Origin of the sequence: Microbacterium sp., from assembly GCF_040394595.1 — a bacterium.
In the GTDB taxonomy this organism is placed as follows: Bacteria; Actinomycetota; Actinomycetes; order Actinomycetales; family Microbacteriaceae; genus Microbacterium.
The window spans coordinates 53621-78069 of the sequence record NZ_JBEBSA010000006.1 but is presented as its reverse complement, the minus strand read 5'-3'; the positions used below and the strand labels follow the sequence as shown (position 1 = coordinate 78069).

Here is a 24449-nt window from a genome sequence, read left to right as displayed (position 1 = left end):
GTGTGAGCGATGGCGCCGCCACCCGAGTGCGGCGCCATCATGCTGACGGCGTCGTCGGAGGGATCGCAATGACGCAGATCGGAGTCGTCCGGGAGGGCCCGGACGAGGCGCGGGTCGCCGCAACACCCGCCACAGTGAAGACCCTGCGAGGGCTCGGCTACGAGGTCGTCGTGGAGGAGGGGGCGGGAACCCGCTCGTCCTATCCCGACGAGGACTACCGCGCGGCCGGCGCCGGGATCGTGCCGAGGGATGATGCCTGGGCGAGCGCGCTCGTGCTCAAGATCGACGCGCCGACCGACGAGGAGATCGCAGCGCTCGCGGACGGTGCGACGCTCATCGCGCTGCTGTCTCCGGCGCTCCGCCCCGACCTCGTCGAACAGCTCGCGCAGCGCGGGATCACCGCCCTGGCGCTCGACGCGGTGCCCCGGATCTCGCGCGCCCAGTCGATGGACGTGCTCAGCTCGATGGCGAACATCGCCGGCTACCGCGCGGTGGTCGAGGCGGCGCACGAGTTCGGTCGCTTCTTCACCGGGCAGGTCACCGCAGCGGGCAAGGTCCCGCCCGCGAAGGTGCTCGTCGCCGGTGCGGGCGTCGCCGGCCTCGCCGCCATCGGCGCCGCGTCGAGCCTCGGCGCGATCGTGCGCGCGACCGACCCGCGGCCCGAGGTCGCCGATCAGGTCTCCTCGATCGGCGGCTCCTACCTGCCCGTCGACGTCGAGGTGGCGTCGTCGACCGACGGCTACGCCAAGGCCACCAGTGCGGACTACGACCGCCGGGCCGCGGAGATCTACACGGAGCAGGCCGCCGACGTCGACATCATCATCACCACGGCGCTCATCCCCGGGCGCGCGGCGCCCCGCCTCATCACGGCCTCCGACGTCGCGCTGATGAAGCCGGGGAGCGTCATCGTCGACATGGCGGCGGCCCAGGGCGGCAACGTCGAGGGCTCGGTCGCGGGGGAGCGGATCGTCACCGCCAACGGCGTCGTCATCCTCGGATACACCGACCTCGCATCGCGCCTGGCCGCCCAGGCCTCGCAGCTGTACGGCACGAACGTCGCGAACCTCGTCGCCCTGCTCACCCCGGCCAAGGACGGCCGGACGTCGATCGACTTCGATGACGTCGTGCAGCGCTCGGTCACGGTCGTCCGCGACGGCGAGGTCACCTGGCCGCCGCCGCCCGTGCAGGTCGCCGCCGCGCCGAGGCCGGTCACGCCCGCCGCCGCGGCCCCCGCGACCCCGCCGCCGGCCCGGATGTCCGCCGGGCGCAAGGCGCTGCTGATCGTGGTGGGCATCGCCGCGCTGTTCGCGGTGAACGTCTTCGCTCCCGCGCCGCTGCCGCAGCACTTCACGGTGCTCATGCTGTCCGTCGTGATCGGCTTCTACGTGATCGGCAAGGTGCACCATGCACTGCACACGCCGCTGATGTCGGTGACCAACGCGATCAGCGGGGTGATCGTCGTGGGCGCGATGCTGCAGATCACCGACGCCAACCCCGTCGTGCAGGTGCTCGCCGCCGTCGCGGTGCTCGTCGCCAGCATCAACATCTTCGGCGGATTCGCCGTCACCCGCCGAATGCTCGCCATGTTCACGAAGGGCGGCCAGAAGTGACGGTCGACGCCATCGCCGGAGCCGCCTACATCGTCGCGGCGCTGCTGTTCATCCTGAGCCTGGCCGGCCTCAGCAAGCACGAGACCGCCCGTGCGGGCGTGGTCTTCGGGATCGCCGGCATGGCGATCGCCCTCGCCGCCACGCTCGCGCTGACGATCGCGGGCGCCTGGGGCGGCGCAGGGTCGGTCCTCGGGCTCTCCCTGCTCGCCGCCGCCGTGATCGTCGGCGGTGCGATCGGACTCTGGCGGGCCCGGGTGGTGCAGATGACGGGGATGCCCGAGCTCATCGCCCTGCTGCACAGCTTCGTGGGCCTCGCGGCCGTGCTGGTCGGCTGGAACGGCCACCTCGCGCACCTCGCCGTTCCCCCGCAGCTCGTCGGCATCCACAACGCCGAGGTCTTCATCGGCGTCTTCATCGGCGGGGTCACGTTCACCGGGTCGATCGTCGCGTACCTGAAGCTGTCCGCGAAGATCTCCTCGCGGCCGCTCGTGCTGCCGGGCAAGAACGTGCTCAACGTGCTCGCTCTCGTCGCCTTCCTCGCCCTCACGGTGTGGTTCGTGATCGACCAGCAGCTCTGGCTGCTCATCGCGGTGACCCTGCTCGCGTTCGCGCTGGGCTGGCATCTCGTCGCGTCGATCGGCGGCGGGGACATGCCGGTGGTCGTGTCGATGCTCAACAGCTACTCCGGATGGGCGGCCGCCGCAGCCGGCTTCCTGCTGAACAACGACCTGCTGATCGTCACCGGCGCTCTCGTGGGATCCTCGGGCGCCTATCTGTCGTACATCATGTGCAAGGCGATGAACCGGTCGTTCCTCTCGGTGATCGCCGGCGGATTCGGGATCGTCGCCTCGTCGTCCTCCGACGAGGAGCAGGGCGAGCACCGCGAGATCACCGCGGAGGGTGCGGCGTCGATGCTCGCCGACGCGCGGAGCGTGGTCATCACCCCGGGCTACGGCATGGCGGTCGCGCAGGCGCAGTATCCGGTGGCCGACCTCGTCGCGAAGCTGCGCGACCGCGGGGTGGACGTGCGCTTCGGCATCCATCCGGTCGCCGGCCGACTGCCCGGGCACATGAACGTGCTGCTCGCGGAGGCGAAGGTGCCCTACGACATCGTGCTCAGCATGGAGGAGATCAACGACGACCTCGCGTCGACGTCGGTGGTGCTCGTGATCGGGGCGAACGACACGGTCAACCCCGCGGCGGCGGAGGATCCGGGCAGCCCGATCGCCGGGATGCCGGTGCTGCGGGTGTGGGAGGCCGAGAACGTCATCGTGTTCAAGCGCTCGATGGCGGCCGGCTACGCGGGCGTACAGAACCCGCTGTTCTTCCGCGACAACGCGCAGATGCTGTTCGGCGACGCGAAGGAGCGGGTGGAGGACATCATCCGCGCCCTCTGAGGCTCGCGCACACCGCCGAGACGACGGATGCCCGGGAGCAGCTGCTCCCGGGCATCCGTCTGTCGTCGGCGTCAGCGGACGAAGCGCACCTCGGTGAGGGTCTCGCCCAGGAAGGGCTCGGTGTGGCTCTCGCCGTCGAGCGCGAAGCCGTTGCGCACGTAGAAGCGGTGCGCGCGGGGGTTGTCCTCCGCGACCCACAGGTACAGGGGCTCGCCGCCGTCGACCGCGGCGTCGAACATGCGCTGGCCGAGGCCGGTGCCGTGCCACTGGTCGAGCAGGTAGATGAAGTACAGCTCGCGCACCGCGGGGGCGTCCTTGTCGCGGGCGGGGCCGGAGCCCACGAAGCCGACGATCTCCCCGTCGACGAGCGCGGCGCTCATCCGGAAGTCGTCGCCCTGACGGGCCCAGTTGACCCAGAGCTCGGCGAGGCGCTTCGGAGAGATCTTCTCGAGGGCCGCCTTGCTGATGAGGTGGTCGTAGGTCTCGTGCCAGCACTGTGCGTGCACACGGCCGAGTGCTTCCGCATCCGCATCGCGAACCGGACGGACGATGATCTCGGGGTGGGCTTCGGCGCTCATGCCGCGACTCTACGCGGGGTGACCGCGGAGGTGAAATCGAGCAGGTCACGGTGTCGACACCTGTGCGCACCCGACAATCGAATTGGCGCGAAGGTTGCCGATAGCTACTGTCATTCCTCGTGAACGTGATCTGGCGCACTCTCCTCGTGATCTGGCAGGCCCGTCGTCGCGTGCGTCGCGGCGAGAACCTCGAGCCCACGGCCGTCGGCCGCGTGAGACTCACCACGCTCCCCACCGACCTCGACATCCTGCGGCACATGAACAACGGGCGCTATCTGTCGCTGTTCGACCTCGGGCGCTGGGACCTGCTGATCCGCACCGGGCTGTTCGACGCCATGAAGGACCGCGGCTGGTACGCCGTGGTCTCGAGCGAGACCGTCACCTTCCGCAAGTCGCTCGAGCTGTGGCAGCGGTTCGACATCGAGTCGCGCTTCACCGGGCACGATGACAAGGCGCTGTTCATGGAGCACCGCGCCGTGGTCGATGGCGAGGTGTACGCCCGTGTCATCGTGCGCGCTCGGATGCTGCGCCGGAGCGGCGGCACCGTGCCGCACGACGAGCTGTTCGGGGCTCTCGGGCGCCCGGACAGCCTCCCGGGTGTGGACGACTGGATCCACGACTGGGCCGGGGCATCCGCCCTGCCCCCGACGAAGGCGCCGGCGCCGAGCCTCTGGGACTGACGCGCCCGGGCTCGCTCGCCATTCGTGCAGACCTCCCGGCAGGTGCGCCCCTGCGCGCCTAGGCTGGACGCATGTCTGAGCTGTCTTCCCCCGAGAGGACGCGCATCGCCGACGCGGCCGTCGAGCTCGCCCGCCGCTGGGTCGCCGAGGAGGCCGCGGAAGAGGTCGATCCCGCCGCCGCCCGGCTGGCCGGCGTGCTGCAGGACCGCAACGGCCTCCCCTTCACGCTGGGCTTCGTCGACGGGGTGATGCGGCCGGAGAGCCTCGGCGCGGCGGCCTCGACGCTCCGCCGGGTGGCGCCCCTCGCCCCGGACTTCCTGCCCTGGTACCTGCGCGGCGCGGTGCGCGCGGGCGGTGCGATCGCCCCGGTGCTCCCGGTGCCCACCGTGCCGATCGCCCGGCGCGTGCTGCGCGAGATGGTCGGCCACCTCATCGTCGACGCCCGCCCGGAGAAGCTCGGCCCGGCGATCGAGAAGCTGCGGGAGTCGGGGTCGCGGCTCAACCTCAACCTGCTGGGGGAGGCGGTGCTCGGCGAGGGTGAGGCGAAGCGGCGTCTCGACGGCATCCACGACCTGATCCGCCGGTCCGACGTCGACTACGTCTCGGTCAAGGTGTCCGCCGTGACGAGCCGCATCTCGATGTGGGCCTTCGACGAGGTGGTGGACGACACGGTCGAGCGGCTGCTCCCGCTGTACGTCACCGCGGCGGACGACGGCACCTTCATCAACCTCGACATGGAGGAGTATCGCGATCTCGACCTCACGATCGCCGTGTTCACGCGCATCCTCGAGGACCCCCGTCTGAAGGGGCTCGAGGCGGGCATCGTGCTGCAGGCCTATCTGCCCGACGCCCTCCCGGCGCTGCGGGAGCTCACCGCGTGGGCGCGGAACAGGGTGGAGCACGGCGGCGCGCGCATCAAGGTGCGGCTCGTGAAGGGAGCGAACCTGGCGATGGAGCACGTCGACGCGGCGATCCACGGATGGACGCCGGCGCCCTACGACTCCAAGCTCGACACCGACGCGAACTACCTGCGCTGCCTCGACGAGGCGCTGCACGCGCGGAGCACGTCGGCGGTGCGCATCGGCATCGCCGGCCACAATCTGTTCGACATCGCCTATGCCTGGCTGCTGGCCGGGGAACGAGGGGTGCGCGCGGACATCGAGTTCGAGATGCTGCTCGGCATGGCGCAGGGCCAGGTCAAGGCCGTCTCGCGCGAGGTCGGAGGCGTGCTGCTCTACGTTCCGGTCGTGTCGCCCGCCGAGTTCGATGTGGCGATCAGCTATCTGGTGCGGCGTCTCGAGGAGAACGCCTCGACGGAGAACTTCCTCTCCGCGGCGCTCGAACTCGGCACGGAGGAGCGGCTGTTCGAGAGGGAGCGCCTGCGCTTCGTGGACTCCGTGACCCGATCGGCCGACCACTCGCTGCGGACCGGACCCCGCCGCCGGCAGAACCGGTTGTCGCCGCCGCACGAGTCGGTGCGTGCCACGCACGCGGCGCCGGCCGCGGAGGCCGACCTCACCCACGTCGTGCTCGGCATCGCCCGCGGCTCCGACGGCGGCGACGGGGACGCCCCCGGACCGGACGACGGCATCACCGAGACCGCGGTGTACGCGCGGCAGGAGAACGGGCACCGGCCCGCGGGCGGCGCGGCGGCGCCGACGGGTGGAGCGCCCGGTTTCGCGAACGCCCCGGACAGCGACCCCTCGCTCCCCGCGAACCGCGAGTGGGCGCGCGGCGTGTTCGCGCGCATCGCGGCGGCCGGGGTGTCGACGCGCGGGATGGGCACCCTGCGCGCTGCGCGGATCACCGACCCCGAGGTCCTGGACGACGCCGTGCGGAAGACGAAGGAGGGCGGCGCCCGCTGGGGCGCGCGGCCGGCCTCCGATCGTGCGGACATCCTGCTGCGGGCCGCCGCCGCGCTCGAGGCGCACCGCGCGGACCTCATCGAGGTCGCCGCGATCGAGACGGGGAAGGTGTTCGCGGAGGCGGACGTCGAGGTCAGCGAGGCGGTGGACTTCGCCCGCTACTACGCCGCGAACGCCCGGGAGCTGGACGCCGTGGCCGGCGCGGTGTTCGAGCCCGCGGCGGTGACCGTGGTGACTCCGCCGTGGAACTTCCCGCTCGCGATCCCGTCCGGAGGGGTGCTGGCGGCGCTCGCCGCCGGATCCGGCGTGGTGTTCAAGCCCGCGCCGCAGGCCCGGCGCTGCGCCGCGGTGATCGCCGAGGCGCTCTGGGAGGCCGGCGTTCCGCGTGATGTGCTCACCCTCGCCGACATCGAGGAGGGTGAGCTGGGCCGGCGCCTCGTCACGCATCCCGACGTCGACCGCGTGATCCTCACCGGCTCCTGGGACACGGCGGCGCTGTTCCGGTCGTGGCGCCCCGACCTGCCCCTGCTCGCCGAGACGAGCGGCAAGAACGCGATCATCGTCACCCCGACCGCGGACATGGACCTCGCGGTCGCGGACGTGGTCAAGAGCGCCTTCGGACACGCCGGGCAGAAGTGCTCCGCGGCATCGCTCGCGATCCTCGTCGGCCCGGTCGGGCACTCCAAGAGGTTCGCGCGTCAGCTGGTGGATGCGACGCGGTCGCTGCACGTCGCCTGGCCCGCCGACCCCCGGGCGGAGATCGGGCCGGTGATCGAGCCGCCGCAGGGGAAGCTCGCCTGGGCTCTGGGCACCCTGGAGGGCGACGAGCGCTGGCTGGTCGAGCCCGTGCCGCTCGACGACTCGGGCCGGCTGTGGAGTCCGGGTATCCGCGTCGGCGTGCAGCCCGGATCCCGGACCCACCTCGAGGAGTTCTTCGGCCCCGTGCTCGGCGTGATGCACGCGCCGACCCTGGCCGCGGCGATCGCGCTGCAGAACGCGGTGGCCTACGGGCTCACGGCCGGGTTGCACACGCAGGACCCGGACGACCTCGCCCTGTGGCTCGACCGGGTGCAGGCGGGCAACCTCTACGTGAACCGCGGGATCACCGGGGCCATCGTGCAGCGCCAGCCGTTCGGCGGGTGGAAGCGCTCCGCGGTGGGCCCGGGGGCGAAGGCCGGCGGTCCGAACTATCTGATCGGTCTCGGGTCCTGGCGGTCGCGTCCACGGGGGAAGACCTCGAGCACGTTGCACCTTCGAGGCCTGGACAGCAGGATCTCGGCCCTGATCGAGGCGGCGCAGCCGGCTCTCGACTTCGAGTCGTTCGAGTGGCTGCGGCAGTCGGCGCTCTCCGACGCGGTGGCCTGGGACCGCGAGTTCGGCCAGGTGCGCGACGTGTCGCAGCTCGGCGTGGAGCGCAATCTCTTCCGGTACCGTCCGGTGCCGCTGAGCGTGCGAGCGACGGACGGCGCCGCGCTGCACGACCTGCTGCGCGTGGTGCTCGCCGCGATCCGCTCGAACGCGGACGTGTTCGTCTCGGTCGCCGAGGGGCTGCCGGGCGGGGTGCGCCGGGTGCTCGGCGATCTGGAGATCCCCGTCGCGGTGGAGAACGATGCGGAGTGGATCGAACGATTCACCTCCCGCGACGACGACACCGGCGACGCGCCTGCGCCGCCCCGGGTGCGTCTCGTCGGTCCGCGCGACGCCGTCGCCGCCCTGCACGCCGCGCTCGCCTCCGCCGTCGGCGGGGACCCGGACCTCGCGGTGTACGACGGCGAGGTCACCTCGGCGGGACGCGTCGAGCTGCTGCCGTTCGTGCACGAGCAGGCGATCTCGATCACGGCGCACCGCTTCGGCAACCCGGACCCGGTCTTCGAGGGCGTGATCTGACCCGGTCTCGCCGGATCGCCCGCGGCTGAGCGCGTTCCTGGCGTCGCGGGGGTGCGAGGTGTCAAAATGGATCCGGCGTGCCCGAGTCGCATCTTCCCCGCGCACAGTGAAAGGGTCGAAGGACCGCCGGGCCCCTGGACAGCGTCCGCCGCATCCTGATTCAGAGGAGCACCCATGTCGACGCCTGAGACCTCGACGATCGCCACGCCGGCCCGCACCGCGCACCACCGCCGCTATCTGATGTGCCGCCCCGAGCACTTCACCGTGAGCTACACGATCAACCCCTGGATGGAGCCGGCGAACCCGACGGACACCGCGAAGGCCGTCGCGCAGTGGCAGACGCTCCACGACCTCTACATCGAGCTGGGGCACGAGGTCGAGCTGATCGAGCCGCTGGCCGGATACCCCGACATGGTGTACACCGCCAACGGCGGCTTCGTGATCGGCGGACGCGCCTACGTGCCGAAGTTCCGCTTCATCGAGCGTCAGGGCGAGGCCCCCGCCTTCGCCGACTGGTTCCGCGCGAACGGCTTCGACACGGTCGAGCCGGAGGAGGTCAACGAGGGCGAGGGCGACTTCCTGCTCGCCGGAGACGTGATCCTCGCGGGCACCGGGTTCCGGTCGACCGGCGACAGCCACCGCGAGGTGGGCGAGGTCTTCGGCCGCGAGGTCGTCTCGCTGAACCTCGTCGACCCCCGGTTCTACCACCTCGACACCGCGCTGACGATCCTCGACCCCGTGGTCGGCGTCGGGAACGGCGGTCCCGAGCGAGCGAACATCGCCTACCTCCCGCACGCCTTCGACGAGGAGTCCCAGCGGATCCTCGCCGAGCGCTTCCCCGACGCGATCCGCGTGGCCGACGCCGACGGTGCGGTCTTCGGGCTGAACTCGGCCAGCGACGGCTACAACGTCATCATCTCGCCGCGGGCGACGGGCTTCGAGAAGCAGCTGCGCGAGCGCGGCTACAACCCCATCATGATCGACCTGTCCGAGCTGCTGCTCGGCGGCGGCGGCATCAAGTGCTGCACGCTGGAACTGCGCGGCGCATGATGGGCGCCGCACTCGAGCCGCACGTCGCGGAGAACTACCACCCGCTGCCCGTCGTCGTCGCCCGCGCGGAGGGCGCATGGGTGACGGACGCCGACGGCCGGCGCTACCTCGACCTGCTCGCCGCCTACTCGGCCGTGAACTTCGGCCACCGGCATCCGGCGGTCGTCGCCGCGCTCACCGAGCAGCTGGGCCGGGTGACCCTCACCAGCCGCGCCTTCATGAACGACCGGCTGGAGCCGTTCGCCGAGGCGCTCGCCCGTCTCTGCGGCAAGGAGCTGGTGCTGCCGATGAACACCGGCGCTGAGGCGGTGGAGACCGGCATCAAGGTCGCACGGGCCTGGGGCTACCGCGTGAAGGGCGTCGAGGAGGGGCGGGCGCGCATCGTCGTCGCACACGGGAACTTCCACGGCCGCACGACCACGATCGTCGGCTTCAGCGACGACGACAGCGCGCGGGCGGGCTTCGGCCCGTTCACGCCCGGATTCGACCCCGTGCCGTTCGGCGATGCCGAGGCGATCGCGGCCGCGATCACCGACGACACGGTCGCGGTGCTCGTCGAGCCGATCCAGGGCGAGGCCGGGGTGATCATCCCTCCGGAGGGATACCTCCGTCGCATCCGCGAGATCTGCGACGAGCGCGGCGTGCTGTTCATCGCCGACGAGATCCAGTCGGGGCTCGGGCGCGTCGGCGAGACCTTCGCCTGCGACCGCGAGGGCGTCGTGCCCGACCTCTACCTGCTCGGCAAGGCGCTCGGCGGCGGCATCCTCGCGGTCTCCGCGGTGGTGGGCGACCGCGACGTGCTGGGCGTCATCCGTCCCGGCGAGCACGGCTCCACCTTCGGTGGAAACCCCCTGGCCGCGGCGGTCGGCCTGCGCGTGGTGGAGATGCTGGAGACGGGCGAGTTCCAGGAGCGCGCCCGTGCCCTCGGCGCCCACCTCGGTGAGGCGCTCGCCCCGCTGGTCGGCGCGGGCGTCACGGAGGTGCGCATCGCGGGGCTCTGGGCGGGCGTCGACATCGACCCCGCGAAGGGGACGGGTCGCGAGGTCGCCGAGAAGCTCATGGAGCGCGGCGTGCTCGTGAAGGACACCCACGGGCAGACCATCCGCATCGCGCCGCCGCTGGTCATCCGCGCCACCGAGCTCGACTGGGCGGTCGATCAGCTCCGCCTCGTGCTGGAGGGCTGAGGCGGGCGGTCGTCGAGGGAGCGCAGCGCTCGCCCGACGACCGTCAGTCCTTCAGGAACGGGCCGGCGTCCTGCGGCGTGGCATCCGGGTCGTCCAGCCCGCGGAGCTCGTCGTCCGAGACGAGCTCGTCCACGTCGAGGGTCGCCGGCGCCGGATCGCTGTGCAGCTCGGCTGCGAGGATCTCGGGAGGGATGCGGATCGGCGCGGTCGGCGCGACCGGGAGCCCGAACCGGCGCTGCAGATTGCGCAGCCACCGGGGCTGTGCGCCGATCACCCCGCGTTCGTCGTGGGCCTCCACCTCCAGCCCGTAGTACTCGCCGATGCGGTCGATGAGCTGCGCGCGTTCCGCCCGCGCATAGGCGCGTCTCTCACGGGTGAAGGCGACGACCGTCGACCAGCAGATCAGCAGCAGCACGATGCTGAACGGAAGGGCGATCGTGATGGCCGCGGTCTGCAGCGCCGTCAGCCCGCCCGAGAGGAGCAGGGCGATCGCGAGCGCGGCGGTGACCGCGACGAAGAAGGTGCGCACCCAGCGCTTCGGCTCCGGCTGCCCGCCGGTCGCGATCATCCCCATCACCAGCGCGCCCGAGTCCGCGGAGGTGATGAAGAAGATCGCGATGAGCAGGAGTGCGCCGACGCTGATGATCGCCGACCCCGGAACGTGCTGCAGCAGCTCGAACAGCGCGCCCTGCAGGTCGACCGAGCCGTCTGCGGCGACCAGCGTGCCCGGGTTCGCGAGCTCGATCGCCAGGGCCGAGCCGCCGAGCACCGAGAACCAGAGCACCCCGAGCAGGGTCGGTACGAGGATCACCCCGATGACGAACTCCCGCACCGTGCGGCCCTTCGAGACTCGGGCGATGAAGATGCCGACGAACGGCGCCCACGAGATCCACCAGCCCCAATAGAAGGAGGTCCAGGAGGCCTGCCAGGCTTCTCCTGCCTCTCCCTGGAAGGCGCTCACGTTGAAGGACATCCCCACGAAGTTCTGGATGTAGAAGCCCAGCGACTGCACGAACTCGCGCAGCAGGAAGCTCGTGGGTCCCATCACCAGCAGGTAGATCACCAGCACCGCGGCGAGGGCGAGGTTGATGTTCGAGAGCCATTTCATGCCCTTGGACACCCCGGAGAGCACCGACATCAGCACGAACACCGAGATGATGAGGATGAGCACCACCTGGGTGCCCTCGTCGGGGTCGGCGATGCCGGCGGCGTTGAGCCCCGCACTCATCTGCAGCACGCCGAGACCGAGCGACGTCGCGACGCCGAACAGGGTGCCGACGAGTGCGACGACGTCGATCGCGTGCCCCCAGCCCCCGGCCACGCGCTTGCCGAGCAGGGGCTCGAGAGTCCAGCGGATCGAGATCGGCCGCCGCCTCCGGTGGATCGCGTAGGCGAGGGCGAGGCCGATCACCACGTAGATCGACCAGGCGTGCACGCCCCAGTGCAGGTACGTCTGCCCGAGCGCCTGCTGCGCGAGCTGCTCGGGGGTGCCGCTCACGCCCGGGCGCGGCGACACGAAGTGCGAGAGGGGCTCGCTCACCCCGTAGAACACCAGGCCGATGCCCATGCCCGCGGCGAAGAGCAGGGCGAACCAGCTGGGCAGGGAGAACTCCGGCTCGTCGTCGTCGCGGCCCAGCCGGATGTCCCCGAACCGGCTGAAGCCGAGGAAGAGGCAGAACGCCACGAAGAACGCCGCGATGAGCACGTAGTACCAGCTGAACGCGTTGACGATCGTGGTCTGGACCGACCGGAACATCGCCTCCGCGATCCCCGGCGCGAGCAGCGCGAAGGCGGCGAAGGCGATCACGATCACCGCCGCGGGCCAGAAGACCCAGCGCAGCACCTGGGGCTGCGCTGTCTTCGCGGCGTCGTCCGGTCGTCGGGCCTCGCTCTGTCCGCTCATACCCTCCACGCTATCCGGGTGCGGCCCCGGCGCAACGGGGTCCGGGAGGTCAGGAGGCCGGGCGCCGTCCGCGCATCCGCTCCCACTCCTCGACGAGCTCGGGCATCCGCGCCGCCATGAAGCGGAAGAACTCGGCCATCTCCGTCGCGCGGTCACGGGCGGCGTGGTCGTCCGCGTGCGCCGCGCCGATGGCCTCGATGTGGGCGGCGAGGCGTTCGTAGATCGGCCCGTTGTTCGCCATGAGGCCGTACCAGGTGTCGGCGATGATGACGTAGCGACTGCGGCGCTCCTCGGGGCGGGACACCCGCCGGATCACCTGGATCGTCTGCAGGTAGCGCACGGCTCCCGAGACCGCCGCGGCGCTCACGCCCAGGCGCTCGGCGAGATCGCTCGCGGTGTACCCCTCCGCCGGCGCCGCGATCAGCGCCATGAGCACGCGTCCCGGCATCCGCGGGAACCCGACGGAGGCGATCATGGCCGCCGCGTCCTCCGCGGCGTCGATGCCCCGGTGCTCGGCGTCGACGGCGGGCGGCGTCCCACGGGCGTCGTCAGTCGTCATCCTCTCATCCTCCCATCCGTCACCGGTGTGGCCGGCCCCGCTCAGCTGGCGGGATGCAGCTCGCGGCGGCGCATCAGGCCGAGCGCGGCGCCCAGCCCGACCGCGGCGGCGAGCAGCAGCCACCAGAGCCCCTTGAGGTCGATGCCGCTCTTCACCACGGTCGGCGTCTGCGCGAACGGGGACAGGCTGGTGAGCCAGTCCGGGAGCGAGAACAGCGGACCGAACAGGCTGATCAGCAGCGCGAGGAGCACGATCGTCCATCCGGCGGCGATCGTCGCCCGCGGGATCAGCACGAAGATCAGCGCGGTGAGGACGAGGAACACGCATGCGGCGACGGCCTGTCCTGCGCCGGCGACGGCGGCGTCCTTCACGAGGGACCAGTCGCTCCGCGCCGCGCCGACGGCCGAGCCCGCGATCGCGGCGGCGACGATCAGCACGACCGCGAGCACACCGATCGCCAGGTATCCGCCCAGCCAGCGCACCCGGTCGACGGCCGAGGCGAGCACCGGCTCCGCCGTGCCGTGCGCCTCTTCCTGCCGGGCGCGGCAGACGGTCTGCACGGCCGCGCAGGCGGCGAGCACGCCGACGATGATGTAGAAGATTACGACCATGCCCTGGTCGAGGCTGCCGTTCTTGGACAGGGCGTCGAAGATCTTCTGCACCGAGGGAACCTTGGTGCCCACCTCGTTGATGACCGAGGCGAGGCTCGTGGCGAGAAGACCGGTCAGCAGTCCGCCGATCGCCCAGCCGAGCACCGAGCCGCGGGTGAGGCGCCACACCAGTCCGACCGGCGAGGACAGCGTCGCCGGGGCCCAGGTGCGGCCGTGCCGCTCGGGGACCACTCCGGCACCGAGATCGCGCACCGACTGGATGGCGAAGGCGACGGCGGTGGACACCACGCCCGCCGCGAGGCAGAGCAGTGCGGGCCAGGCGGCATCCTCGTCGAAGGGTCGGGTGTTCTCCGCCCAGCCGAACGGCGAGAGCCAGGTCAGCCAGCTGCTGCGCATCCGGGTGAGGTCGGAGCTGGGGGTGCCGAGGGCGTTGCCGAACCCGGCGATGACATAGGTGCCGATGAGCACCCACACCGTCAGGGCGTTCGCGCCTCGGGAGGTGCGCATGAGCTGGGCGGCCAGCAGGGCGAGCCCGAGGAAGCAGAGACCGGTCGCGGCGACCGCCAGGCCGGAGATCATCGATCCCGCCGCCGCATACCCCGATCCGATGTAGACCAGCGCCACGATCAGGCCGAGCACGATGTTCGCCGCGGCGCCGTGCACGATCGTCGCGGCGAGCGGGGCGACCCGTGCGGCGGGGGTGGCGGAGACGAGCTCGGCGCGCCCCTGCTCCTCCTCCGCGCGCGTGTGCCGCACGGCGAGGAAGGTGCTCATGAACGCGGCCAGCATCGCCAGGAAGGGCAGGATGAGGAACAGGGCGACCTGCGCCTCGCCGTCGCCGGAGGGCAGCCCGCGGAACATCAGGATCACGGGGTTCGCCATGACCGTGGCCAGCAGTGCCGCGCGATCCTGGGGGCCGCCGTACGACTGGGAGACGCCGGCGACCGCGGAGGCGGCGAGGGCCGCGGTGCCCAGGATCCACAGCAGCAGCTGCACGCGGTCGCGCCGCAGCCGCTGGCGCAGGAGGGCGATCATCGGACGGCCCTCCGTGCGCGCCGCGTCTCGGCCTCGGGCTCGCCGCTCTCCATCTCGGCGAGGTCGTCGCCGTAGTGCCGCAGGAACAGCTCCTCCAGGGAGGGCGGCTCGATGCGCAGCCCGGAGACGTTCCGCCGCGCGAGCTCGGGCAGGACCGCGGCGACCCGGTCGCTGTCGACGGTGAAGCGGGCCCTGCCGTCCTGCACCGTGCCGTCGTGCGCGTCGGCGATCCCGTCGAACGCACGGGCGTCGGAGGCCTCGAACGAGATCTCGGTGCGGGTGAGGTGGCGCAGCTCGGACAGCGTGCCCGATTCGACGATCGTGCCGGCCCGGATGATCGACACCCGGTCGCACAGCTGCTCGACCTCGGACATGATGTGGCTGGACAGCAGGACGGTCGCCCCGGCCTCGCGCACGCGTGCGACCTCGCGACGGAACATGACCTCCATCAGAGGGTCGAGACCGCTGGTCGGCTCATCGAGGATGTAGAGCTCGGCGGGCGTCGCGAAGGCGGCGATCAGCGCCACCTTCTGCCGATTGCCCTTGGAGTACGAGCGGCCCTTCTTCTGCGGATCGAACTGGAAGGCCTCCATGAGCCGCTTCCGTTCGGCGCGGTAGCCGGGGTCCCTGGTGTCGGCGCCGCGCAGACGGGCCAGAAGGTCGACGGCCTCGCCGCCGGAGAGGTTGGGCCAGACGCTCACGTCGCCCGGCACATAGGCGATGCGCCGGTGCAGGCGGGACGCCGCGTGCCAGGGCTCCTCGCCGAAGACCGACGCCTCCCCGCCGGACGCGCGGGCGAGTCCGAGGAGGATGCGGATGGTGGTGGACTTGCCTGCGCCGTTCGGGCCGAGGAAGCCGTGCACCTGCCCCTCGTCGACCTCGAGGTCGAGGCCGTCGAGCGCGGTGAAGCGGCCGTAGCGCTTGACGAGGCCGCGGGTGCGGATGATCGTGTTCATGCCGCTGAGCATACGCCGATTTCACAAATTCGTGAAGAAACTTGAAACTGTGAATTGTCCGATGGTCGGATTCAGCCTCCGACCGAGACCCGGATGCGATGCCACCCCGTCGCACCGTCCGGCGCCGGAGGAGCGGCCTGCTCGATCTGCGTCTTCCCGTCCGCGCCGATCGCGCGGCAGCGGATGTCGTGGTCGCCCTTCTCCGCGCGCCAGGGCAGCCGCCACTGCACCCAGGTGTCCCGCGAGATCGCCGAGGCGAGGTCGGCCCGCTGCCACGGTCCGTCGTCGATCTGTACCTCGACCGCCGAGACCCCGGTGCCCGGCTGCCAGGCCACGCCGGCGATCACCGTGTCGCCCGTGCCGACCGCCCGGCCCTCCCTGGGGACGTCGATCCGCGACTGCAGTTTGATCGGCCCGCGCTCCGCCCACCCGCGGTCGGTCCAGTAGGCGCGTGCCCGGTCGAATCGCGTGACCTCCAACTCGGTCACCCACTTGGTGGCCGAGACGTAGCCGTAGAGGCCGGGCACGACCATCCGCACCGGGAAGCCGTGCGCGAGGGGGAGGGGCTGCCCGTTCATGCCGACTGCGAGCAGGGCGTCGCGCCCGTCGGTGAGCGCCTCGAGCGGGGTACCGGCGGTGAAGCCGTCGACCGACCGGGACAGCACCATGTCGGCGTCGGCGGAGGGCCGGGCGCGGGCCAGCAGCTCGCGGATCGGGTGGCCGAGCCACACGGCGTTGCCCACCAGATCTCCGCCGACCTCGTTCGAGACGCAGGACAGCGTCGCGGCCGACTCCACGAGGGGGAGGGCGAGCAGCTCGTCCCAGGTGAGCGTCACCTCCTGCTCGACCATGCCGTGGATACGCAGCCGCCACTCCGAGGGGTCGACGGTCGGCACGACGAGCGCCGTGTCGATCCGGTAGAACTCGTCGTTCGGGGTGATCAGCGAGGTCAGTCCCGGCACATCCAGCGTCGCCCCGGCGGGGATCGGCGGAGCAGGGGTCGCGGGCCGCGGCAGTCGCAGCGCCTCCCGCACGGTGTTCACCGCGGTGGAGCCCGCACGACCGACGGCGCCCACGACGGTCGCGAGCACGCCCGCCGCCGCGCTGCCCGCGGCCCAGGCGAGGAAGCGCCGCCGGTCGATCCCGGCGCGAGCGGCTCCTTCTCCGTCGCCCGTCATCTCCGCACGCAGCATCCTCACGAGCCGGGATGCGGTCACCGCGGCGACGACGCCGGCCAGCAGCGCGGGCAGCCAGGCGAGCGCGGCGGCATCCGCCCGGGTGGGCGCGATGAGCGCCACGACCAGGCCCGCGGCGGCGAAGCCGGTGGCGCCGACGTGCCGCAGGCGCAGCTCGGCCAGGCCGAGGAGAGCGGAGAGCAGCAGCGTCACGATGCCGATGCCGGTGAGCAGCGCGATCTTGTCCGAGGTGCCGAACCACGCGATCGCGGTGTCCTTCGCCCATGCCGGGGCCGCATCGATGAGTGCGCCGCCGACCACCGCGAACGGGCTCGACGCCGGGGCGAGCAGCGCGGCGCCCAGCTCGCCCGCGCCCGCGCCGAGGAGTGCGGCGGCGGCGCCCGCGACGGCGGCGAGCGGGCCGCGTCGCGGCGCCTCGGCGGAATGGTCCACGGGTTCAGGTTAGGAGCGTCCGGGTGCGGCGGTGCCGGATCCTCACGAAGTCGTAAGAATCAGCCGCGCTCGCGGCGGCGGCGCACCGCCCCGGCGCCGATCGTCAGCGCCAGCGCGCAGGCGAACGCGCACGCCATGGTCGTGCCCATGAGCGTCGCGGACACCCCGCCGCCCGAGACGAGCGGGGGGATCAGCGCGCCGAGGAACAGCGTGAGCGTGCCGAGCACCGCCGACGCCGAGCCCGCCCCGTGCGTGATGCGGCCGAGCGCGAGGGCCGTGAGGGTGGGGTTGTTCACGCCGTGCGATGCGACCGCGAAGAAGAGGGGCACGAGCAGCCACGGCAGGGGCGAGCCGAGCGTCGCGGTGAGCAGCACCGCGACGGCGGCGGCGGTCGCGAGCGACAGCGACCAGAGCACCACCCGGTTGCCGGGCATCCTCCTCGCCAGCCGACGGCTGATCTGGGCCGCGGTGACGATGCCGATCGAATTGAGCGCGAAGATCAGCGCGAAGCCCTGCGGCCCGACCCGGTATCCGGACTGCAGCACGAAGGGCGACATCTGGAGGTACGAGAACATGCCCACCGAGGCGAGCGCGAGCACGACGGCGGCGAGCATGAAGCGGCCGTTGCCGAGCGTCGCCCCGATGGCGCGGAGGTCGTTGCCGAACCCGCCGGTCGTCCGCTCCGCCGGCGGATGGGTCTCCGGCACGAAGAGCGCCGCGACGGCGAGCAGGATCGCGCCGACCACCGCCAGGGCGATGAAGACACCGCGCCAGTCGGTGAAGGTCACCAGCAGTCCACCGAGCAGCGGAGCGAGCACCGGCGCCGCGCCCGCGATCGCCGCGAGCGCCGCATAGCCGCCGGTCGCCGCGGGGCCCTCGAAGACGTCGTGCACGATCGCGCGCGCGATCACCATGCCCGCCGCACCGCACAGGCCCTCGAGGAAGCGGAACAGGATCAGCAGCTGGATCGAGGGCGCGAAGGCGCAGAGCACCGAGGTGACCGCGAATCCGGCGACGGCCCAGAGCAGCGGCGTCCTCCGCCCGAAGCGGTCGCTGATCGACCCCCAGAGCAGTTGTCCGAACGCCAGCCCGATCATGCAGGCGCTCATGGTGAACTGCGCGAGCGCCTCCGGTGCGGCGAGGTCGTCGCTCAGCTCAGGAAGCGAGGGCAGATAGACGTCCATCGAGAGCGGGCCGAAGGCCGACAGTGCCCCCAGGGTGCCGAGCAGTGAGCGGCGGCGGACGTCGGCCACCGGGTCAGCCCTCTTCGGGCTTCGGCCGGACGACGCGGATCGGGGTGGTCGTGGTGGTGCGCTCGTCGAAGGTCTCCGGCTCCATGGCGCGGATGACCGACAGCGGGCGGGTCTCGTCGAGGGTCAGCAGGAACCGGGCGTCCTCCTGCCGGTGCAGTCGGCCGGACCACAGCATCCAACCGACGCCGATCCCGCAGGCGAGCAGACCGGCGATGCCGCCCACGGCGATCGAGGTGCGCGCGGAGAAGGCGTCGACGATCCAGCCGGCGATCGGCGCGCCGATCGGGGTGGACCCCATGACGACGGCCATGTAGAGGGCGAGCACGCGCCCGCGCAGCCGCGGATCGGTGGTCGTCTGCACGTATCCGTTCGCCGTCGTGAGCATCGTCACGGTCGAGAAGCCCACGAAGATCAGCACGATCGCGTAGGTCCAGTACGTGGGCATCGTCGAGGACACGAGCGATGCCACGCCGAACCCTCCCGCCGCGAGGACGAGCACCCGCACCCGGGCGCGATCGCGCCGTGCGGCGAGCAGGGCTCCGGCGAGGGAGCCGATCGCCAGCACCGAGCTGAGCAGTCCGTAGCCGTCGGCCTTGCGGCCGAACTCGAGCGCCATCGTGGACGCGAAGATCGGGAAGTTCATGCCGAACGCGCCGATGAGGAACACCATCGCGAAGACGGTGCGCAGATCGCTGCGTGCCCACACGTAGCGGAAGCCGTCGGCCAGGCCGCCGCCGCGGCCGCCCTTGGTGCGCGGGATCAGCTCGCGGCGGCGGATGAGCAGCAGGGCGACGAGCATCGCGAGGAAGGTCGCGGCGTTGGCGACGAACACCCAGCCCGAGCCGAGGGCGACGATGAGCACGCCGCCGATCGCGGGCCCGATCAGCCGCGCCATGTTGAACGACGCGGAGTTCAGCGCCACCGCGTTCGAGGCGTCCTCCAGGCTGACCATGTCGGACACGAAGGCCTGACGGGCGGGGGCGTCGAACGCGTTGGCGATGCCGAACCCGAGCGCGAAGAGGAGCATCAGCGGCAGGGTCATCACGCCGGTGAGCAGCAGCACGGCGACGCCGATCGCGAGCGCCATCAGGCTGGCCTGCGTGGTGAGCAGCACCTTGCGCCGGTCGAATCGATCGGCGACCCAGCCCGTGAGGCTGACGAGCACGAGCGGCGGCCCGAACTGCAGGGCCATCGTCACGCCCATCGCGGTGGCGTCGTTGTCGGTCAGCTCGGTGAGCACGACCCAGTCCTGGGCGGTCGCCTGCATCCAGCCGCCGATGTTCGAGACCAGCGCGCCGAGGAACCACACGCGGTAGTTGAAGGAGGCGAAGGAGCGGAACATCGCGCTCATCGCTCGACCAGCCTTCGCATCAGCGCGCTCGCCTCGCCCAGCAGGGCGACCTCGTCGGGGGAGAGGTCCAGCTCGGCGAGCATGCCGGCCAGCAGCTCGTCGCGCTCCCGGATGGTCCCGGCGACGACCTCCGCGCCCTTCTCGGTGATCTCGACCTGCACCCGGCGCCGGTCGTCCTCGTCGGGTGTGCGCTGCACGTACCCCTGCTCCTCGAGGCCGTTGACCATCGCGCTCATCGAGGGCGGCGTCACCCTCTCCCGTTCGGCGAGAGCGGTGACCGTGTGGCGGCCGTGGGTGCGGAGGGCGGCGAGCACGGCGAGCTGCGCGTCGCTCATCGCGTCGACCGCGCGGGCGCAGCGGAGGCGTCGTGCGAGCCGGAAGACCGCCAGCCGCAGATCGGTGGCGGCGGCCCGGAGCGCGGCGCCGGATTCGGGTTCGGCATCGAGTTCAGGCATTACTTAGTTAGTCTAACGAAGTTTCTCGCCGGGGAGAAGCGTCGGATCCTGTCCGGTCCGCGGGCGAGGGCGAGCCGGGGGAGAATGGAGGGATGTCGATCGCTCTCGAACTCGCCGTCCAGGACCCCGCAGGAGTGCGCATCGCCCGGGAGATCGGCGCCGCACGCGTCGAGCTGACCCAGGCGCTCGCCCTCGGGGGACTGACCCCGTCGCCCGCGACCGTCGAGCTGGCCGTCGAGGCCGCCGGCGGAGAGGTGGAGGTCCACGTGCTGGTGCGGCCCCGTGCCGGGGGCTTCCGCTACGACGACGACGAGCTCGCCGTGACGGCGCGCGACATCCGTCACATGCTCGACCACGGAGCCACCGGCGTCGTCATCGGCTGCCAGGACGACTCCGGCGCCCTCGACCGCGACGCCCTCGTCCGCCTCGTCGACGCCGCCGGCGGCGCATCCGTGACGCTGCATCGCGTGATCGACGTGACCCCGGATCCCCTCGCGGCGCTGCGCGTCGCCCGCGAGCTGGGTCTGCGGCGCGTGCTGACGTCGGGCGGCGCATCCGCCGCGATCGACGGCCTGGCCACCCTGCGGGAGCTGGTCCGCGAGGCGGACGGCCGCATCCAGGTGATGGCGGGCAGTGGGGTGGACGCCTCGAACGCCGCGGAGATCGCCGCGACCGGCGTCGACGCCCTGCACTTCTCGGCCAAGCGCGCCGTGAGCGCGTCCGGCGGGGTGCGGATGGGCTCGGCCTCCGACGGGGTCGGCGGCTACGAGGTCACCGATCGCGCCGCCGCGATCGCCACGGTGGCGGCGCTGCGCCCGTGACACGCGGCGGGGACGCCTGTCGGTGCGCGGAAACGCATCCGGGAGGGCGCCCGGGGATGCTCTTCCGCGCTCCGCACCGGCGGCGTCCGCAGCCGTAGACTCGGGGGCATGGCTGAGGCGACGACGGCGGAGTTCACCGACGCGGACGGCATCGCGATCGTCTACGACTCGTACCGGGCGGAGGGGGAGGCCCGCGGAGTCGTGCAGCTGCTGCACGGCGTCGGCGAGCACGCCGGACGGTACGGCGCGCTCATCGACGCCCTCACCGGCGCGGGGTTCCACGTCTACGCCGACGACCACCGCGGACACGGTCGCACCGGCATCCGCCAGCACGGCGGACCGGAGCGGCTCGGACGCCTGGGCAAGGGCGGGATGCGCGCCGCCGTCGCGGCGCTCTGGCAGCTCACCGGCATCATCAGGTCGGAGAACCCCGACCTCCCGCTCGTGCTGCTCGGGCACTCCTGGGGCTCGTTCCTCTCGCAGATGCTGCTCAACGAGCATCCCGAGGCCTATGACGCGGTGATCCTCAGCGGCTCCGCGTACCGCACACCCGCCGACATGAACGCCCTGCCGCTCAACGCGCGCTGGAAGACCCCGGACGCGACAGGACTGGAATGGCTCTCGCGCGACCCCGAGGTGTGGAGGTCCTTCCACGAGGATCCCCTGACGACCGAGACCGCGCTGCTCACCCTCTTCGGACCCGTCGAGGCCGCCCGGATGTACGGGCGCCCGCGCAAGCGGCTCGCCCGCGACGTGCCGCTGCTCCTCCTCGTGGGCCGGGACGATCCGGTCGGCGGGCCGAAGAGCGTGCACAAGCTCGCGGACGCCTACCGGAAGCGCTCGGGTCTCACCGACGTGACCACGCTCGTCTATCCGGATGCCCGGCACGAGATCTTCAACGAGCTCCAGCAGGAACAGGTGCGCGGCGACGTGCTCGCCTGGCTCGAGAAGCACTTCCCGTCCGGTCGCTGAGGGCGCTCGGGGCGGCGGGCGTTTCGTCTCGGGTGCGGCGCGTCCTCGCTCGACGAGCGGGCCGGAGCCCCGGGTCTTCGCTCTAGGCTGGAGCCATGCACGGTGAGTACAAGGTTCCCGGTGGCAAGCTCGTCGTCGTCGACCTCGAGGCGGTGGACGGGCGCATCCGCGGGTTCCGGCTCGCGGGCGACTTCTTCCTCGAGCCGGACACCGCGCTCGACGACATCAACCGCGCAGTCGACGGGCTGCCCGTCGAGGCCGACGCCTCCACGATCGCGGCCGCGGTGCGCGCGGCCCTCCCCGAGGGGGCGCAGCTGCTGGGCTTCTCCCCCGAGGCCGTCGGCACCGCGGTGCGCCGGGCTCTGGTGACCGCCCCCGGCTGGCGCGACTTCGACTGGGAGATCGTCCACGACGAGGCGGTGTCGCCGCGCATGAACCTCGCCCTCGACGAGGTGCTCACCGGCCGCGTCGGGGAGGGGCGCCGCCGTCCGACCCTGCGCATCTGGGAGTGGGACGAGTCGGCCGTGGTGATCGGCTCCTTCCAGTCGTACCGCAACGAGGTCGACCCCGAGGGGGCGGCGAAGCACGGATTCGACGTCGTCCGCCGCATCTCCGGCGGGGGCGCCATGCTCATGGGCTCGGGGCAGATCATCACCTACTCGCTCTACGTGCCGGCATCCCTCGTGCAGGGCATGACCTTCGCCGACTCCTACGCGTTCCTCGACGACTGGGTGCTGCAGGCGCTGCGGTCGCTCGGCATCGACGCCACCTATCAGCCGCTCAACGACATCGCTTCGCCCACCGGCAAGATCGGCGGCGCCGCCCAGAAGCGCCTCGCCAACGGCGGAGTGCTGCACCACGCCACCCTGTCGTACGACATCGACGGCCAGGTGATGACCGAGGTGCTGCGCATCGGGCGCGAGAAGCTCAGCGACAAGGGCACGGTGTCGGCCGCGAAGCGCGTCGACCCGCTCCGCAGCCAGACGGGCCTCTCCCGGGCCGAGATCATCGAGCGCTTCAAGGACACCTTCCGCTCGCTGACCGGCGCCGAGGACGGATCGATCAGCGCCGACGAGTACGCGGATGCGGAGGCGCTCGTCGTGTCGAAGTTCGCCACCGACGCCTGGCTGCACCGGGTGCCGTGACCGACCTCTCGGCGGGTCCGGAGACCCTCGCGCCCGCCGGACCCGGCGCGGTGGAGATCGTGCACGGCGACAACCTGGCGGTCGCGGCGACGCTGGAGTCCGGCTCGTTCACCCTCGTCTACCTCGATCCGCCGTTCAACACCGGCCGTACCCAGGAGCGCCAGCACGTCAGCGTGCGCCGGACCGACGCGGATGCCGAGGACGCCGAGCCCGACGCCGGGCGGGGCGCGGTGGAGATCAGCCACGGATTCCACGGCCACCGCTATGAGAGGGTGCGCAGCTTCCTCCACGCCTACGACGACCGGTTCGACGACTACGGCGACTTCCTCATGCCGCGCCTCGCCGAGGCCTGGCGGCTGCTCGCCGATGACGGCACGCTCTATCTGCACCTCGACTACCGTGAGGCCCATTACGCGAAGGTCATGCTGGACGCGGTCTTCGGGCGCGACGCGTTCCTCAACGAGATCATCTGGGCGTACGACTACGGGGCGAAATCGCGACGACGCTGGCCCACCAAGCACGACACGATCCTCGTCTACGCGAAGACCCCCGGGAAGCACGTGTTCAACGCCGATGACGTCGACCGCGAGCCCTACATGGCCCCGGGGCTGGTCACCCCGGAGAAGGCGGCCCGGGGGAAGCTCCCCACCGACGTCTGGTGGCACACGATCGTGCCGACCACGGGGCGGGAGAAGACCGGATACCCGACGCAGAAACCCGAGGGGGTGCTGCGCCGCATCGTGCGGGCGTCGAGCCGGCCGGGTGATCGGGTGCTCGACCTGTTCGCGGGCTCCGGGACGACGGGCGCGGTGGCGTCGGCGCTCGGCCGCGACGCCGTGCTCGTGGACGTGAACCCCGAGGCGATCCGCGTGATGCGCGCACGGATTCCGCACGCGAGCCTTCGCGAGGGGTGACGGCGGGCGCTCAGCGCGCTGTGGCGGGGAGCGGGCGCAGCAGGGCGAGGAACTGCTCGATGTGCGCGGGCATGTCGATGCCGGGATCGACGAGCCACGCGCTCTGCAGGCCGTCGGCGAGCACGCGGAGCGTTCGCACGATCCATCCGGGGTCGACGTCGTCGCGGATCTCCCCGCGCTCCTGCGCGGCGGCGAACAGCTCGCGGAAGGGCTCCTCGAGGAGCGCGGTGCGCTCGCGGAAGTACGCGTGCGCCGGATGCGCGGGGTCGCCGGCGGCCGCGGCGAGCTGGGCGTAGAGCTGCACGAGGCCGGGCACCGAGGCGTTGTGCCTGATCACGGCGAGGAACGCGGCCGTCGCATCCTGGTCGGCGTAGGTGCGGAGGTCGTGCTCGTCGCGGGCCTGGAGGATCGCCACGAACAGCTCCTCCTTGCTGCCGAAGTAGTGCAGGAGCCCGGCGGGGCTCAGCCCGGCGGCGTCGGCGATGTCGCGCACCGACGCGCCGCGATAGCCCTGGGCGGCCACGACGGCGAGGGCGGCGCCGAGGATCTCCTCGCGCTTGGCGATGCCCTTCGCGTACACAGCTCGTCCGGCCAT

General features: G+C 71.9%; 20 protein-coding genes. 10 read left to right on the top strand and 10 right to left on the bottom strand.

Annotated elements, in window-relative coordinates:
- The first annotated feature begins 68 nt into the window (after nt 1-68).
- Both ABWO84_RS09075 and pntB read left to right on the top strand, forming a co-directional pair.
- Nucleotides 69-1610 carry a Re/Si-specific NAD(P)(+) transhydrogenase subunit alpha gene (locus ABWO84_RS09075; protein ID WP_353114202.1) on the top strand — a complete coding sequence of 514 codons (1542 nt, stop codon included), beginning with the start codon at nt 69-71 and terminating at the stop codon, nt 1608-1610.
- Nucleotides 1607-3007: a Re/Si-specific NAD(P)(+) transhydrogenase subunit beta gene (gene pntB, locus ABWO84_RS09070; protein ID WP_353114201.1), complete on the top strand. Its 1401-nt coding sequence runs from the start codon at nt 1607-1609 to the stop codon at nt 3005-3007. The genes ABWO84_RS09075 and pntB overlap by 4 nt, the downstream gene beginning before the upstream one ends.
- Before the next feature lie 71 nt (nt 3008-3078).
- Here pntB and ABWO84_RS09065 read toward each other — a convergent pair whose 3' ends face one another.
- The gene (locus ABWO84_RS09065) at nt 3079-3585 is read right to left on the bottom strand and encodes a GNAT family N-acetyltransferase (protein WP_353114200.1); all 507 of its coding nucleotides are present in this window, start codon (nt 3583-3585) and stop codon (nt 3079-3081) included.
- A gap of 119 nt (nt 3586-3704) precedes the next feature.
- Here ABWO84_RS09065 and ABWO84_RS09060 point away from each other — a divergent pair, with 119 nt between their 5' ends.
- The 4 genes from ABWO84_RS09060 (at nt 3705) to rocD (ending at nt 10251) form a co-directional block, all read left to right on the top strand.
- A complete protein-coding gene (locus ABWO84_RS09060) occupies nt 3705-4265 on the top strand; it encodes an acyl-CoA thioesterase (protein WP_353114199.1) in 561 nt (186 codons plus the stop codon).
- A gap of 71 nt (nt 4266-4336) precedes the next feature.
- The gene (locus ABWO84_RS09055; RefSeq protein WP_353114198.1) at nt 4337-8017 is read left to right on the top strand and encodes a proline dehydrogenase family protein; all 3681 of its coding nucleotides are present in this window, start codon (nt 4337-4339) and stop codon (nt 8015-8017) included.
- A 174-nt stretch (nt 8018-8191) separates the two neighbouring features.
- Nucleotides 8192-9067: a dimethylargininase gene (gene ddaH, locus ABWO84_RS09050; RefSeq protein WP_353114197.1), complete on the top strand. Its 876-nt coding sequence runs from the start codon at nt 8192-8194 to the stop codon at nt 9065-9067.
- Nucleotides 9064-10251, top strand: a complete 1188-nt coding sequence (rocD, locus tag ABWO84_RS09045; RefSeq protein ID WP_353114196.1) for an ornithine--oxo-acid transaminase — start codon at nt 9064-9066, stop codon at nt 10249-10251. The genes ddaH and rocD overlap by 4 nt, the downstream gene beginning before the upstream one ends.
- A gap of 43 nt (nt 10252-10294) precedes the next feature.
- On the opposite strand, the gene ABWO84_RS09040 is transcribed toward rocD, so the two are convergent.
- The 8 genes from ABWO84_RS09040 to ABWO84_RS09005 all read right to left on the bottom strand — a co-directional run bounded on the left by ABWO84_RS09040 (nt 10295) and on the right by ABWO84_RS09005 (nt 20002).
- The gene (locus ABWO84_RS09040; protein WP_353114195.1) at nt 10295-12154 is read right to left on the bottom strand and encodes a BCCT family transporter; all 1860 of its coding nucleotides are present in this window, start codon (nt 12152-12154) and stop codon (nt 10295-10297) included.
- Nucleotides 12155-12203: 49 nt separating this feature from the next.
- Nucleotides 12204-12713, bottom strand: coding sequence for a GbsR/MarR family transcriptional regulator (locus ABWO84_RS09035; RefSeq protein ID WP_353114194.1), 510 nt, complete (start codon nt 12711-12713; stop codon nt 12204-12206).
- A 41-nt stretch (nt 12714-12754) separates the two neighbouring features.
- A complete protein-coding gene (locus ABWO84_RS09030) occupies nt 12755-14359 on the bottom strand; it encodes an ABC transporter permease (RefSeq protein WP_353114193.1) in 1605 nt (534 codons plus the stop codon).
- On the bottom strand, nt 14356-15315 hold the full coding sequence (locus tag ABWO84_RS09025) for an ABC transporter ATP-binding protein (RefSeq protein ID WP_353114192.1): 960 nt from the start codon (nt 15313-15315) through the stop codon (nt 14356-14358). Before ABWO84_RS09025 ends, ABWO84_RS09030 begins: the two co-directional genes overlap by 4 nt.
- Nucleotides 15316-15386: 71 nt before the next feature.
- Nucleotides 15387-16943: a molybdopterin-dependent oxidoreductase gene (locus tag ABWO84_RS09020; protein WP_353114191.1), complete on the bottom strand. Its 1557-nt coding sequence runs from the start codon at nt 16941-16943 to the stop codon at nt 15387-15389.
- A 59-nt stretch (nt 16944-17002) separates the two neighbouring features.
- The gene (locus tag ABWO84_RS09015; RefSeq protein ID WP_353114190.1) at nt 17003-18196 is read right to left on the bottom strand and encodes a multidrug effflux MFS transporter; all 1194 of its coding nucleotides are present in this window, start codon (nt 18194-18196) and stop codon (nt 17003-17005) included.
- 4 nt (nt 18197-18200) lie between these two features.
- On the bottom strand, nt 18201-19538 hold the full coding sequence (locus ABWO84_RS09010) for an MFS transporter (protein WP_353114260.1): 1338 nt from the start codon (nt 19536-19538) through the stop codon (nt 18201-18203).
- A 5-nt stretch (nt 19539-19543) separates the two neighbouring features.
- A complete protein-coding gene (locus ABWO84_RS09005; RefSeq protein ID WP_353114189.1) occupies nt 19544-20002 on the bottom strand; it encodes a MarR family transcriptional regulator in 459 nt (152 codons plus the stop codon).
- 92 nt (nt 20003-20094) lie between these two features.
- Between ABWO84_RS09005 and ABWO84_RS09000 the strand changes: the two genes are divergently transcribed.
- The 4 genes from ABWO84_RS09000 (at nt 20095) to ABWO84_RS08985 (ending at nt 23854) form a co-directional block, all read left to right on the top strand.
- Nucleotides 20095-20823, top strand: coding sequence for a copper homeostasis protein CutC (locus tag ABWO84_RS09000; protein ID WP_353114188.1), 729 nt, complete (start codon nt 20095-20097; stop codon nt 20821-20823).
- 108 nt (nt 20824-20931) lie between these two features.
- Entirely contained in the window at nt 20932-21795 is an 864-nt protein-coding gene (locus tag ABWO84_RS08995) for an alpha/beta hydrolase (RefSeq protein ID WP_353114187.1), read from the top strand.
- A gap of 95 nt (nt 21796-21890) precedes the next feature.
- Entirely contained in the window at nt 21891-22940 is a 1050-nt protein-coding gene (gene lplAB / locus ABWO84_RS08990; protein ID WP_353114186.1) for a lipoate-protein ligase LplAB, read from the top strand.
- Nucleotides 22937-23854, top strand: a complete 918-nt coding sequence (locus ABWO84_RS08985; protein WP_353114185.1) for a DNA-methyltransferase — start codon at nt 22937-22939, stop codon at nt 23852-23854. Before lplAB ends, ABWO84_RS08985 begins: the two co-directional genes overlap by 4 nt.
- A gap of 10 nt (nt 23855-23864) precedes the next feature.
- Here ABWO84_RS08985 and ABWO84_RS08980 read toward each other — a convergent pair whose 3' ends face one another.
- A complete protein-coding gene (locus ABWO84_RS08980) occupies nt 23865-24449 on the bottom strand; it encodes a TetR/AcrR family transcriptional regulator (protein WP_353114184.1) in 585 nt (194 codons plus the stop codon).

Excerpts from the sequence above, each read along its gene's own strand:
- ABWO84_RS09075 (WP_353114202.1), top strand. The coding sequence starts at position 69 with ATGACGCAGATCGGAGTCGTCCGGGAGGGCCCGGACGAGGCGCGGGTC.
- ABWO84_RS09065 (WP_353114200.1), bottom strand. The coding sequence starts at position 3,585 with ATGAGCGCCGAAGCCCACCCCGAGATCATCGTCCGTCCGGTTCGCGAT.
- ABWO84_RS09055 (WP_353114198.1), top strand. The coding sequence starts at position 4,337 with ATGTCTGAGCTGTCTTCCCCCGAGAGGACGCGCATCGCCGACGCGGCC.
- ddaH (WP_353114197.1), top strand. The coding sequence starts at position 8,192 with ATGTCGACGCCTGAGACCTCGACGATCGCCACGCCGGCCCGCACCGCG.
- rocD (WP_353114196.1), top strand. The coding sequence starts at position 9,064 with ATGATGGGCGCCGCACTCGAGCCGCACGTCGCGGAGAACTACCACCCG.
- ABWO84_RS09040 (WP_353114195.1), bottom strand. The coding sequence starts at position 12,154 with ATGAGCGGACAGAGCGAGGCCCGACGACCGGACGACGCCGCGAAGACA.
- ABWO84_RS09035 (WP_353114194.1), bottom strand. The coding sequence starts at position 12,713 with ATGACGACTGACGACGCCCGTGGGACGCCGCCCGCCGTCGACGCCGAG.
- ABWO84_RS09030 (WP_353114193.1), bottom strand. The coding sequence starts at position 14,359 with ATGATCGCCCTCCTGCGCCAGCGGCTGCGGCGCGACCGCGTGCAGCTG.
- ABWO84_RS09025 (WP_353114192.1), bottom strand. The coding sequence starts at position 15,315 with ATGAACACGATCATCCGCACCCGCGGCCTCGTCAAGCGCTACGGCCGC.
- ABWO84_RS09010 (WP_353114260.1), bottom strand. The coding sequence starts at position 19,538 with ATGTTCCGCTCCTTCGCCTCCTTCAACTACCGCGTGTGGTTCCTCGGC.
- ABWO84_RS09005 (WP_353114189.1), bottom strand. The coding sequence starts at position 20,002 with ATGCCTGAACTCGATGCCGAACCCGAATCCGGCGCCGCGCTCCGGGCC.
- ABWO84_RS09000 (WP_353114188.1), top strand. The coding sequence starts at position 20,095 with ATGTCGATCGCTCTCGAACTCGCCGTCCAGGACCCCGCAGGAGTGCGC.
- ABWO84_RS08995 (WP_353114187.1), top strand. The coding sequence starts at position 20,932 with ATGGCTGAGGCGACGACGGCGGAGTTCACCGACGCGGACGGCATCGCG.
- lplAB (WP_353114186.1), top strand. The coding sequence starts at position 21,891 with ATGCACGGTGAGTACAAGGTTCCCGGTGGCAAGCTCGTCGTCGTCGAC.
- ABWO84_RS08980 (WP_353114184.1), bottom strand. The coding sequence starts at position 24,449 with ATGGCCGGACGAGCTGTGTACGCGAAGGGCATCGCCAAGCGCGAGGAG.